Below are 12,157 nucleotides of genomic sequence, written 5' to 3'. Positions count from 1 at the left end.
CGGCTCTTCCTTCGATGCAGGACGATGCCGTCCCATGAACTCGACATCCTGGGTATGCACCTTGGTGACCACACCAACGACATGCCCGACATCCGAATTCCAGCGCACGTGATCGCCTTTCTTGAATGCATGCGCCATGGTCGTTCTCCTGTTCAGGGCTGCCAGAGGGTCTGGCCGCCTTCGAGTTTGCGATCGAGAAAAGTCGCCGCGCTGATCAGCGCCAGGTGGCTCAGGGCCTGAGGGGTGTTGCCCAGATGATGGCCGTGGGTGTCAAACTCTTCGGCGTACAGGCCGACCGGATTGGCGTAGCGCAGCAGTTGTTCGAATTCCAGGTGTGCCTGCTCCACACGTCCTGCCCGCGCCAGGCATTCGACGTACCAGAACGAGCAAGCGACGAAGGCCCCTTCTTCACCATCCAGCCCGTCGCCGTAGTCATCGTCGTTGCGATAGCGGAAGACCATGCCGTCGCGCACCAGCGTGCGCTCGATGGCCTCCAGCGTCTGCAGCCATTTGGGGTCGCTGGCGCCGACGAATCGTACCAGCGGCATCAGCAGCATTGACGCATCGAGGTTCTTGCTGCCCTTGTGCTGGACGAAATGCCCGCGTTCGTGGTCCCAGAAGTTTTCCCAGATGTCGTCATGAATCGCCTGGCGCTCGTTGTCCCAGCGCTCGAACGGCGCCGGTAAGGAACGCTTCTGCGACAAGCGCAATGCTCGGTCAAGTGCAACCCAGCACATCAGCCGCGAATGCAGAAAATGTTGGTCATCGCCGCGCATCTCCCAGATGCCCACGTCCTTGCTGCGCCAGTTTTCGCACAGCTCATTGACCAGTCGGGTCGCATGCTTCCAGCCCTCGTGGGAGATCGCCTCACCGTATTTGTTGGACAGGTACACCGCGTCCAGCAGCTCGCCGTAGATGTCCAGTTGGGTTTGCTTGTAGGCCTCGTTGCCAATGCGCACCGGGGTGGCACCGCCGTAACCTGCCAGGTGTGGCAGTTCTTCTTCGGGCAGTTCTTCCTGGCCGGCCAGGGAATACAAAATGCCGAGTTTGCTGGAATCGTCGCAACAGTCGCCCATGCGCTCGCGCACCCAGTGCATGAAGGCGTTGGCTTCATCGGTGTAGCCCAGGCGCATGAAGGCGTAGACGGTGAACGACGCATCGCGAATCCAGGTGTAGCGATAATCCCAGTTGCGCCCGCCGCCCTCTTCTTCCGGGAGGCCGAATGTGGCGGCGGCAACAATTCCGCCGTGCTTGCGCGAAGTCAGCAGCTTGAGTGCCAATGCGGAACGGTTGACCACCTCGCGCCAGCGACCTTGGTAGTTGGAGTGACGACTCCAATGCTGCCAGTAGTTCACGGTGCTCTTGAGGTCGCAATCGCATTGGGTGGCTTTGACCTGTTCATCGTCTGCGCCGCCGAGCATGAACTCGACGATATCGTCTTGTTTCATGTCGAACTCAGCTACCGCAGCCTGATCGTCGAGCCGCAATTCAACTGTCCCACAGAGGCGCATCGCGGGCTGACCTGGCGCGTCGAAACGCACGTCTTTCCCGTCCATTTGCGCCGTGGTTTCGGCACGGCTGTAGTCATGACGAACTCTGCACAGCATGCGTATCCGTGTGGCGCCGTGGCGTACGTGAATTCGGCGTACCAGACGCGGCAGGTCGTCGACCTCGGAGGCGACAGGCATCAGGTCAGTCACTTCCACCACCGCGTCCCTGGCGATCCAACGGGTCATCAGCACGTTGGTTTCAGGCAGATAAAGCTGCTGGCGGCGAGCGTCCGGCAGGATCGGCGACAGCTGAAAGATTCCGGCGCCCGGCGTATCGAGCAGCGCACTGAAGATGCTGGGGCTGTCGAAGTCGGGCCAGCAGCAGAAGTCGATACTGCCGTTGTCGGCGACCAGCGCGGCACTGCGCATGTCGCCGATGATGCCGTGATTCTCGATAAGGTTCTGCGCTTCGTCGCGCGGGTCCTCCTGGGTGTTCTGCGTGCCCTCCACTACCGCGCCTTTAACCGTTGTCGTGCCTTTAACCATTATTTCGAAACTCCGGATACAGGCTCATGCCGCCATCGATGAACAAGGTGGTGCCATGCACATAGTCGGAGGCATCGGAGGCCAGCCAGACCACCGCATTGGCGACATCTTCCGCTTCGCCGACCCGGCCATAGGGAATCAGGTCCAGCAGTTTCTGCTCGGCATCACCGGAGGTGGCCTTGGTGTTGATTGCGGTGCGAATCGCTCCCGGCGCGATACTGTTGACGCGGATGCGCTGCTCGCCGACTTCCTGGGCGATGCTGCGCATGAGCAGATCCACTCCGCCTTTGGAGGCTGCGTAATTGACGTGACCGGCCCAGGGAATGACCTGATGCACCGAACTCATGTGGATGATCTTGCCCAGCGCCCGGGAAATTTCCGGTCGGATTTCCTGCCTGGCGAACTGACGCAGTGCCGCGCGAGCGCACAAAAACTGGCCAGTGAGGTTGACGTTGATGACGGTGTTCCAGTCCTCAAGGCTCAGTTCGGCTATCGGCGCATCTTTTTGCAGACCGGAATTGGCGATGAGGATGTCCAGTCGACCAAAAGCCTTGAGTGTCTCGGCGAAGAGTTTTTCGACCTCGTCTTCCTTCGAGACATCGGCGCCGACGGCAATCGCCTGCCCGCCTGCCTTCTGGATTTCATCCACCAGTTTCTGCGCGGGTTCAGGCTGGGAGTGGTAATTGACCACAACCGACGCGCCGGAGGCGGCAAGCCCACGGGCCGCGCCCAGACCCAGCCCGGAACTGGCCCCAGTCACCAGCGCGACCTGACCTTTCAGGGAAATCAGCATGGAATATCGAGCCTCATGGTGAGCGTTTAGATGATGACTGACGGGGCTGTCTGGAAGTTCATTGGGAAAGAACTGAATCCTGAGAGCGAGAGTGCATGTGGGAGTGATCGGTATCGGCCATGACGTCCCTTCTGTGAATCGAAAACGCCGCGAACGATTAACCAACCAGTTCGCGAAACATGCGGTTACGCTGGACGGCGGACGATGGCGATCCATAAACTGTCGCCATCATTTCGCCGTCCTTTTCACAAGCAGGGCGAAGCATGTCGGGTAACGGGGACGAGTTATGAATCGCAACGAGCTGCGCAAGGCCGATATCAACCTTATGGTGGTATTCGAAACCTTGATGCAAGAGCGCAACGTGACCCGTGCCGCCGAGAAGCTGTTCCTCGGGCAACCCACCATCAGCGCCGCCCTCAACCGGCTCCGGGCGCTGTTCAACGATCCGCTGTTCATCCGCGTCGGTCATCGCATGGAACCCACGGCGCGGGCCAACGAGATTATCAATCACCTGTCGCCGGCGCTGGACGCCATGTCGGTGGCCTTGAGCCTGACCCGTGATTTCGATCCGGCCAGCAGCGACATGACCTTCCGCATCGGTCTGTCCGATGACGTCGAGTACAGCCTGTTGCCGCCGCTGCTGCGGGCCATTCGCGAGGAAGCGCCGGGCATCGTCATCGTCATCAAGCAGGTCAACTACTGGAATATCTCGGAATTGCTCATGTCCGGTGAGATCACCGTCGGCGTGTGCCTGACCCGCGAGCTGCCGGCCAACGCCAAGCGCAAGTTGTTGCGCAGCGTGCAGCCGATGGTGGTGCGTGCCGACTCTTCGCCCGAGCCGATTACCCTCGACGAATACTGCGCACGCCCGCACGTGGTGGTGTCACATGTGGCCAACATCTCCAGTTTCGCGGATGAGTGGCTCGCGGCAATCGGGCGCAAGCGTCAGGCAGTGCTGTCAGTGCCGCAATACAGCACGCTGCCCGCTTTAATGGCGGGCACCGATTTGCTGTGCAACCTGCCGGATCACCTGACGCTGGCGATGAGCAAATCGGGGCTGCTGCGTGGCGAGCCGCTGCCGTTCATCACGCCCAACCTGGAGTTGTCGATGGTCTGGCTGAGCGTGATGGACACCGACCCGGCGGAGCGCTGGTTGCGCAAGAAACTGGAGCAGTTCATGGGCGAAGAGATCACCGTCGCGCCGGTCCAGTTGTGATTGGCAGCCTGTTTCTGTCCCAACGGGCACAAATTCAAATGACCCTGCGCGCTCGCCGCCAAGCCGTCTTCTGCGATTGATCGTGGGTGTATGAAAGACATCGCTATGCCACGGAGCTAGATGTCGCAGGTTACGACGGCAGCGAACGCGGTGGGCCAGGCGGTGCATCAGTGTCTGACCCTGCGCGTTCGCCAGCAAGCCGGCTCCTACAGGTGTTGCGTTAGCCGCTCAATCAGCCGAAACGACCGGTGATGAAAAATATCGCTACGCCACGGAACCTGTAGGAGACGTCGGAGGTTACGACGGCAGCGAAAGCGGTGGGTCAGCCGGTACATCAGTGTCTGACCCTGCGCGTTCGCCAGCAAGCTGACTCCTACAGCTGTTGCGTTAGCCACTCAATCAGCCGAAACGACCGGTGATGAAAAATGTCGCTACGCCAGGGAACCTGTAGGAGACGTCGGAGGTTACGACGGCAGCGAACGCGGTGGGCCAGGCGGTGCATCAGTGTCTGACGCTGCGCGTTCGCCAGCAAGCCGGCTCCTACAGGTGTTGCGTTAGCCGCTCAATCAGCCGAAACGACCGGTGATGTAGTCTTCGGTCTGGGTCTTGGACGGCTTGGTGAAGATGGTGTCGGTGTCGCCGTGTTCGATCAGTTCGCCCATGAACATGAACGCGGTGTAATCCGAGCAGCGCGCGGCCTGTTGCATGTTGTGGGTGACGATGACCACGGTGAACTGCTCCTTGAGTTCGGTGATCAGCTGTTCGATACGACCGGTGGAGATCGGGTCGAGTGCCGAGGTCGGTTCGTCCAGCAGCAGTACCTGCGGACGCAGGGCGATGGTGCGGGCAATACACAGACGCTGCTGCTGACCACCGGACAGGCTCTGCGCGCTCTGCTTGAGCTTGTCTTTGACTTCATCCCACAGGGCGGCACCGCGCAGGGCTTCTTCGACACGCTCTTCCATCTCGCGGCGCGAGAGTTTTTCGTGATGACGCACCGCGTAAGCGATGTTGTCGTAGATCGACATCGGGAACGGCACCGGCTTCTGGAACACCATGCCGACGTGGCTGCGCAGGCGGTTCATCGAATAGCCATGGGCCAGGATGTTTTCGCCGTTGAGTATCACTTCGCCCTTGGCTTCCTGCTTCGGGTACATCGAATAAATCCGGTTGAACACGCGCAGCAGGGTCGACTTGCCGCAACCTGACGGGCCGATGATGGCCGTGATGCGCTTCTCGGGGATGTTCATGTCGATCGACTTCAGCGATCGATGACCGTTGTAGAAAAACTCGAGGTTGCGTACCTGGATTTTGGTTTTTTCGTCGGCAAGGGAAAGGTTATTCATCAGGACGCCCTATTGCGCAAAAGGAGAAGACGGGAGCTGAGACTCAGCAACAGTACGAACAAGGTCAGAATCAAGGCGCCGGCCCAGGCCAGGGAATGCCAGTCATCGAACGGGCTCATCGCGTACTGGAAGATCACCACGGGAACGCTTGCGATCGGTTTGAGCACGTCGCTGCTCCAGAACTGGTTGCCGAAGGCGGTAAACAACAGCGGCGCGGTTTCGCCGGTGATGCGCGCCAGTGCCAGCAACACACCGGTCACGACGCCGGCCTTGGCCGCACGCAGAACGATTTGCAGGGTCAGCTTCCATTGCGGCACACCGAGCGCCAGCGCGGCTTCGCGCATGGTCGAGGGTTGCAGCTGGAGCATTTCATCGGTGGTCCGCACCACGACGGGGATCACCAGCAACGCCAGGGCCAGGGCACCGGCGACGGCCGAGAAACCGACCTGATGGTTAGTCAGCGCGCTGACCGGCAGGATCACTGCGGTGTAGACAAACAATCCCAGCACGATCGAAGGCGCCGAGAGCAGGATGTCGTTGATGAAACGCACCGCGTTACCCAGTTTGGTGTGACGCGCGAATTCAGCCAGCCAGATACCGGCCATCAGACCGATCGGGGTACCGATCAACAGGCCGATACCGGACATCAGGAAACTGCCGTAAAAGGCGTTGGCCAGCCCGCCTTCGGAGCCCGGTGGCGGGGTCATGTCGGTGAACAGCCGCAGGTTCAGCGCCTGAAAACCGTTGATCACGGTGGTCAACAGAATCCACACCAGCCACAGCAGACCGAAGGCCGTCGCGCCGCAACTGAGGACCATGGCGATCATGTTCTTGATCGCGCGGGCCCGGTACAGGTTTTCGTTATCAGCCTTACTCATAGACCCTCCTTGCGCGACAGACGAGACAGCATCAGACGGGCAATCGCCAGCACGATGAAGGTGACCACGAACAACAGGAAGCCCAGGGCGATCAACGAAGAACGGTGCAGGTCGGTGTAGGCCTCACTGAACTCGTTGGCGATCACCGAAGCGATCGAGCTGCTCGGCATCATCAGCGATGCAGAGAACTGATGGGCATTACCCAGCACGAAGGTCACCGCCATGGTCTCACCCAGCGCGCGACCCAGGCCCAGGAAGATGCCGCCGACCACCGCCGAACGGGTGTAAGGCAGGACGATGTCCCAGACCACTTCCCAAGTCGTACCGCCCAGCGCGTAGGCAGACTCTTTGAGCGCCACCGGCACGCTGCGGAACACTTCGGTCATCACTGAGGTAATGAATGGGGTGATCATGATCGCCAGCACGATACCGGCGGTGAGCATGCCGATACCCAGTGGCGGCCCCTGGAACACCGGACCGATCAAGGGCAATGCGCCGAGGTTGTCGTTGATCCAGGGCGCCATGTTTTCCGCCATGAACGGGCCGAAGACGAACAGGCCCCACATGCCGTAGATAATCGAAGGAATGCCCGCCAGCAGTTCGACCGCGGAGGCAATCGGCATCCGCAACCATGGCGGCGCCACTTCAGTCAAAAAAATCGCGATGCCGAAGCTCACCGGGACGGCGATCAGCAGCGCAAGAAAGGAGGTCACCAAGGTGCCGTAGATCGGTACCAACGCGCCGAAGTGGCCGTTGACCGCATCCCACTCGGTACTGGTAAGAAATTCGAAACCAAAGGTCTTGAATGCCAGGGCTCCGCCCCAGAGTGTCGAGCCGGCGATGCTCGCCAGCAACAGCAGCACCAACAGAGCCGCTCCCAGCATCGTGCGCCGGAACCAGGCGTCGTGTCGGTGATCGCGGGCCGCGCGTTTTTCGCTCTCGGACGTCGCGTCCGGAATCACAGCGGACATATATTGGGTGTTTTCAGTCATGGTGGGTCCACTCGCAAAGAAACCCTGTCACCGAGCGCTCGATGACAGGGGTAAGCCGGATAACGTCGAGTTACTTGGTGAACTCGGTTTTCCAGTAGTCTTCGATTTTGCTGACCAGCTCCTTAGGCAGAGGTACGTAGTCCAGCGACTCGGCCTGGGCCTGACCTTTTTCCAGCGACCATTTGAAGAAGTCGAAGGCGGCCTGGCTCTTCTCGGCGTTCTTCGGCTGTTTGTACATGATGATCCAGGTAGTCGCGGTGATCGGCCATGCATCAGCGCCTGGCGCGTTGGTCATGATCAGGTTGAAGTCTTTGGCGTCTTCCCATTTGGCGGTGGCAGCAGCGGCAGCGAAGGCTTTGGCACTTGGCTCGACCACTTTGCCAGCGGCGTTTTCCAGTTTGGCGTAGGCAATGTTGTTGGTTTTGGCGTAGGCGAATTCAACGTAACCGATCGAACCCTTGATCTGTTTTACGTAGGCGGCCACACCTTCGTTACCCTTGCCGCCCACACCGACCGGCCATTGAACCGCCGAGCCTTCACCAGGACCGTTTTTCCAGTCAGGGCTGACCTTGGCCAGGTAATTGGTGAAGTTGAAGGAAGTACCCGAGCCGTCCGAACGGTGAACCACGGTGATGTTGGATTCAGGCAGCTTCAGGCCCTTGTTCAGCGCAACGATCGCCGGATCGTTCCACTTGGTGATCTTGCCCTGGAAAATGTCCGCCAGGACCTTGCCACTCAGCTCCAGCTTGCCGGTTTCGATGCCTTCGACGTTGATCACCGGAACGATACCGCCGATCACGCTAGGGAACTGACCCAGGCCGCCGCCCTGCAGGTCCTCGGCTTTCAGAGGAGCATCGGAAGCGCCGAAGTCAACGGTTGCAGCCTTGATCTGGGCGATACCGCCACCCGAACCGATGGACTGGTAGTTGATCTTGGTATCAGTGCTCTTGCTGTAGTCGGTCGCCCATTTGGAGATGACTGGGAAAACGAAGCTCGAACCAGCACCAGTGACGTCCGTAGCGTGTGCCATTCCGGTCAGGCACATCGAAGCCAGCAGGAGTGACAGGCGAGTTTTTGTCAGCAGATTCACGGCAATACCTCAACGAGAGAATTTGTGTGTGTGGTCGCAGTTGAAGACCCGATGCAGATTTAAAACCGGAAACATTTCTGTTTGATGACAGTCTTTAGACAGGACACAAAATCGGCCGATTTTGTAGGTGTTTTCTTACAATCCGTAAAAACAAAACCCCCGGTTTCATTGACGAAAACGGGGGGTGTCTAGTTTTTGGAATTTAATATCAATGCGCCACAACAGCGCCCGGATTACGGTTTTTTTGCTCTCTTACCCGACCTCCGATTGGTCACGCCGTCGCCGGGCAACCGCTATAGCACAACGGCTTGCCCGACGGTCGCGTTATCCAATTCGCTACCGCCGGCAAGCCGGACTGCCACAGCAATCGCTTGCGCCGCGAACAATGTGTTACTTCGCGATCGCCTCCTTGCTCTCAAGTGTTTCGAAGTCTTTCTCAGGCGTCTTTGCGTCGGCGACAAACGCTTTTTGTGGCTGCATGGTAAAGGTCATCAACACGCCAAACGCCAGGACGCCGATCGAGATCATAAACGGCAGGGTCCAGTTGCCGGTCTGGTCGATCAGATAACCGGCCAGCACCGGGCTGATGATGGTTGCAGTGGCAGCAGTGCCGTTCATGATGCCGCTGGCGGTGCCTGCGCGATCGGACGCGATGTCCATCGGCACGGCCCACATCGGCCCCACCGTCATCTCATTGAAGAACAGTGCCAGGGCCAGGAAGATCAATGAGTACAGCGGCTCCTGAAACAGCAACACCGGAATCAGCGACAGGCCGGTGCAGGCCATGCACACCGCCACCAGATAACTGCGCGCGACTTTGACGTTGCCGGTCTTGTGCAGGAGCTTGTCGCTGATCAGACCGCCGAGCAGGTCACCGACGACACCAGCGAAGAACACGCCCGAGGTGAACAGCACTGCATCCTTGATGTTGAGGTGGTAGTTGTGCATGAAGTACATCGGGATCCAGCTGAGCATCAGCCAGAGAATCCAGTTGTAGCAGAAGTACACGCTGGATACCGGCAGCATCCGCCGGAACAGCCGGCCGTAGGTGCCTGGGGCATCGATGCGACGAGGCTTGGGTGCAGGCAGTACGGCCAGCTCCTGCTCGGTGATACGCGGATGGTCGGCAGGCTTTTCGGTGTAAGTCACGTACCACAACACCACCCAGCCGAAGCTCAGCGCGCCGAGCAGGTAGAACGAAAAGCGCCAGTCATAGGCGGTCATCAACGCCGCGACGATCAGCGGCGCACAGGCATTGCCCAGGCGAGCGGCCGCGTGGGTAATGCCCTGCGCGAAGCCGCGACGCTCCTTGGCGACCCAAGCGGCCATCGCGCTGGTCGATGCCGGAAAGGTCGCGCCCTCCCCCAGACCCAGCAGCATGCGGGCGGCCACCAGACTCAGGAAACCGCCCGCCATGCCGGTCAGTACCGTCGCTATTGCCCAGATGAAGGCACAGACGATCAGCGTGCGCTTGGCGCCATATCGGTCGCTGACCCAACCGCCGATGAACTGGAACACCATGTACGGATAAGCGAATGCCGAAAAGATGAAGCCCAACTGTGTGTTGCTCAAACCCAGTTCAGTGCTGAACTGCCCTGCCGCCGTGCTGACGTTCACCCGGTCGACATAGGTAATGAAGTACATCAGGCACAGCATCATCATGACGACGGTGGTGGCCTTGATCTTTAGCCTGTTCATGGTTGCGATCCTCAGTGTCTTTTTTTGTAGTTGTTCACTAATGCGCTTGCGAATGGATCAGAGGCTTACAACTCGAGGATCGCGCCCTCGCGGCGCAACTCGGAAATCTGCCCGTCGTCGTAGCCGTACTCCGCGAGAATTTCCAGGGTGTGTTCACCCAGTAATGGCGAGGGACGAGTGACCTGTTTGGGCGTCTCGGAAAAATGGATCGGCAAGGCAATGCTGCGCGCCGAACCGGTCACCGGGTGGTGGGTCTCGACGATCATTTCGCGCTCCAGAATCTGCGGATGCTCGACCGCCTGGGAGATGTCCAGCACCGCGCCCACTGGAAGCCCGGCGAGGTCGAGCCGCTCGACCCAGTTGTCAGTGGTGTCCTGCACGAGACATTCGGTAATCAGGGCGACCAGCGCTTCGCGGTTGTTCATGCGCAGCACGTTACTGGCGAATCGCGGATCATCGCTGATATGCGGCGCGTTCAGCACCTGCAGCAGGCGCTCGTAGTTACCCTGGTTGGCCGCGCCGATGTTGATCCAGCCGTCTTTGGTGCGGAACGCCTGGTACGGCGTGCTGGTGGAGTTGGCCGAGCCCATTTTCGGCAGGATCACCCCAGCGGAGCAATAATTGGCGACAGGCCAGTACATTTGCTGGAAGCCCGCCTCCAGCAATGAGGTGTCAACCACCTGGCCCAGTCCGGTCTTCTGTTTGTGCGCGTAGGCAGCAGCGATCCCCAGTGCCGCGAGAATGCCGGCGTTGATATCGGCGATTGGCGAACCGGCCTTGATCGGCGCCTGACCCGGTTCGCCGGTGGAACTCATCATGCCCGACAGCCCTTGAGCGATCAGATCGAAGCCGCCCTTGTCGGCATAAGGTCCGGTGCGCCCGTAGCCGGAGACCGAGCAATAGATCAGGCCCGGGTTGAGCTTCTTCAGCGTGTCGTAACCGAGCCCGAGTTTTTCCATGGTGCCTTTGCGGTAATTCTCGGTGACCACATCGGCGTCGGCCAACATGCGCCGCAGCACATCCTTGCCGCCGTCGGTCTTCAGATTCAGGGCGATGTCGCGCTTGTTGCGGTTGAGGATCATGAACGAGGCCGATTCGCCGTGCTCAAGAATCGGTGCGAAGCGGCGGCAATCATCGCCGTCCATCTTCTCGACCTTGATCACGTCGGCGCCCATATCGGCCAGCATCATCCCGCAGATGGGGCCGGACATGATGTGCGACAACTCGATGACTTTCATGCCTTGCAGTGGACCGGCCATATCATTTGCCTCCAAAAACAGGTGTGCGTTTAGCCAGAAAGGCCTGATAACCGATCTGGAAATCCTCGGTCGCAAAGCAATCGAAAGCCTCGTCGTATTCCTCTGCGGTCAGGGGGGATGGATCCAGGGAACGTTGAACGAACTGCTTGTGCCAGCGGGCGACCAGCGGAGCGCCATCAGCAATCCGGCGAGCGCTGATCATGGCCTGCTCTTCCACTTCGGCATCGGCCACCACGCGGCTGACAATGCGTTTGTGCAGCGCTTCGGCAGCGCCGAACACGCGCCCTTCCAGAAGCATTTCAAGGGTGACGTCGGGACCCGCGATGCGCATCAGCCCGCTCATTTCATCGTGGGCCATGGCCAGTCCCAGTTTGTTGACCGGCACGCCGAAACGACTCGACTCGCCACAGATACGGATATTGCACAGCGACGCAATGCCCAGACCGCCACCGACACAGATGCCATGAATCATCGCCACCAGCGGATGCCGACAGTTGGCGATGGCATGCAAGGCGCTGTGCATCACTGGTCCGTAGTGGCGCGCCAGCTCCTGATTGCCGCGATGGGTTTCGAATTCCGAGATGTCATTACCAGGACCGAACGCCTTGGTCCCGGCACCGCGGATCACGATGCAGCGCACCGAGTCGTCGGCGTCCAACTGACGGATCGTGTCGTCCAGCAATTTCCACATCGACAACGTGGTGGCGTTGAGTTTTTCCGGGCGGTTGAGAATGACCGTGGCGATACCGCCATCACGTTGCAGAAGGATCTCGGAAGTAGAGTGGAAGCTGGAGTCGCGTGAGGGCGTCTCGGGGGAAATAGGGGTATTCATACGAGTACCTTATTATT

Annotated in this window: 11 protein-coding genes; 1 reads left to right on the top strand and 10 read right to left on the bottom strand. The window is 59.6% G+C overall.

Annotation, left to right across the window (positions count from 1 at the left end):
- The 3 genes from ACRER8_RS18775 to ACRER8_RS18765 all read right to left on the bottom strand — a co-directional run.
- Positions 1–138: DUF2945 domain-containing protein (locus ACRER8_RS18775; RefSeq protein ID WP_431747707.1), on the bottom strand; the 138-nt coding region annotated here is incomplete at its 3' end.
- Between the two features lie 14 nt (positions 139–152).
- Complete coding sequence (locus ACRER8_RS18770) at positions 153–1,919, bottom strand: glycoside hydrolase family 15 protein (RefSeq protein WP_431747706.1); 1,767 nt, start codon at positions 1,917–1,919, stop codon at positions 153–155.
- A gap of 109 nt (positions 1,920–2,028) precedes the next feature.
- Complete coding sequence (locus ACRER8_RS18765; RefSeq protein WP_431747705.1) at positions 2,029–2,829, bottom strand: SDR family oxidoreductase; 801 nt, start codon at positions 2,827–2,829, stop codon at positions 2,029–2,031.
- A gap of 286 nt (positions 2,830–3,115) precedes the next feature.
- Between ACRER8_RS18765 and ACRER8_RS18760 the strand changes: the two genes are divergently transcribed.
- Positions 3,116–4,045: a LysR family transcriptional regulator gene (locus ACRER8_RS18760; RefSeq protein WP_431747704.1), complete on the top strand. Its 930-nt coding sequence runs from the start codon at positions 3,116–3,118 to the stop codon at positions 4,043–4,045.
- A gap of 566 nt (positions 4,046–4,611) precedes the next feature.
- Here ACRER8_RS18760 and pstB read toward each other — a convergent pair.
- The 7 genes from pstB to ACRER8_RS18725 form a co-directional block, all read right to left on the bottom strand.
- On the bottom strand, positions 4,612–5,391 hold the full coding sequence (gene pstB / locus ACRER8_RS18755; RefSeq protein WP_431747703.1) for a phosphate ABC transporter ATP-binding protein PstB: 780 nt from the start codon (positions 5,389–5,391) through the stop codon (positions 4,612–4,614).
- The gene (gene pstA, locus ACRER8_RS18750; RefSeq protein WP_431747702.1) at positions 5,391–6,269 is read right to left on the bottom strand and encodes a phosphate ABC transporter permease PstA; all 879 of its coding nucleotides are present in this window, start codon (positions 6,267–6,269) and stop codon (positions 5,391–5,393) included. Before pstA ends, pstB begins: the two co-directional genes overlap by 1 nt.
- Positions 6,266–7,261: a phosphate ABC transporter permease subunit PstC gene (pstC, locus tag ACRER8_RS18745; RefSeq protein ID WP_431747701.1), complete on the bottom strand. Its 996-nt coding sequence runs from the start codon at positions 7,259–7,261 to the stop codon at positions 6,266–6,268. Before pstC ends, pstA begins: the two co-directional genes overlap by 4 nt.
- A 70-nt stretch (positions 7,262–7,331) precedes the next feature.
- A complete protein-coding gene (gene pstS / locus ACRER8_RS18740) occupies positions 7,332–8,351 on the bottom strand; it encodes a phosphate ABC transporter substrate-binding protein PstS (protein ID WP_431747700.1) in 1,020 nt (339 codons plus the stop codon).
- A 390-nt stretch (positions 8,352–8,741) separates the two neighbouring features.
- Complete coding sequence (locus tag ACRER8_RS18735; RefSeq protein ID WP_431747699.1) at positions 8,742–10,049, bottom strand: MFS transporter; 1,308 nt, start codon at positions 10,047–10,049, stop codon at positions 8,742–8,744.
- Positions 10,050–10,114: 65 nt separating this feature from the next.
- Positions 10,115–11,308 carry a CaiB/BaiF CoA transferase family protein gene (locus tag ACRER8_RS18730; protein ID WP_431747698.1) on the bottom strand — a complete coding sequence of 398 codons (1,194 nt, stop codon included), beginning with the start codon at positions 11,306–11,308 and terminating at the stop codon, positions 10,115–10,117.
- A 1-nt stretch (position 11,309) separates the two neighbouring features.
- Positions 11,310–12,140, bottom strand: coding sequence for an enoyl-CoA hydratase-related protein (locus ACRER8_RS18725; RefSeq protein WP_431747697.1), 831 nt, complete (start codon positions 12,138–12,140; stop codon positions 11,310–11,312).
- Between the last annotated feature and the right edge of the window lie 17 nt (positions 12,141–12,157).

The organism is Pseudomonas sp. (assembly GCF_050739935.1).
Lineage (GTDB): Bacteria > Pseudomonadota > Gammaproteobacteria > Pseudomonadales > Pseudomonadaceae > Aquipseudomonas.
This window is presented reverse-complemented; position numbering and strand designations above follow the sequence as displayed.

Coding starts and splice junctions, on each gene's coding strand:
- pstA (WP_431747702.1), bottom strand. CDS start 6,269: ATGAGTAAGGCTGATAACGAAAACCTGTACCGGGCCCGCGCGATCAAG.
- pstC (WP_431747701.1), bottom strand. CDS start 7,261: ATGACTGAAAACACCCAATATATGTCCGCTGTGATTCCGGACGCGACG.
- ACRER8_RS18735 (WP_431747699.1), bottom strand. CDS start 10,049: ATGAACAGGCTAAAGATCAAGGCCACCACCGTCGTCATGATGATGCTG.
- pstB (WP_431747703.1), bottom strand. CDS start 5,391: ATGAATAACCTTTCCCTTGCCGACGAAAAAACCAAAATCCAGGTACGC.
- ACRER8_RS18725 (WP_431747697.1), bottom strand. CDS start 12,140: ATGAATACCCCTATTTCCCCCGAGACGCCCTCACGCGACTCCAGCTTC.
- ACRER8_RS18760 (WP_431747704.1), top strand. CDS start 3,116: ATGAATCGCAACGAGCTGCGCAAGGCCGATATCAACCTTATGGTGGTA.
- ACRER8_RS18730 (WP_431747698.1), bottom strand. CDS start 11,308: ATGGCCGGTCCACTGCAAGGCATGAAAGTCATCGAGTTGTCGCACATC.
- ACRER8_RS18770 (WP_431747706.1), bottom strand. CDS start 1,919: ATGCGCAGTGCCGCGCTGGTCGCCGACAACGGCAGTATCGACTTCTGC.
- ACRER8_RS18765 (WP_431747705.1), bottom strand. CDS start 2,829: ATGCTGATTTCCCTGAAAGGTCAGGTCGCGCTGGTGACTGGGGCCAGT.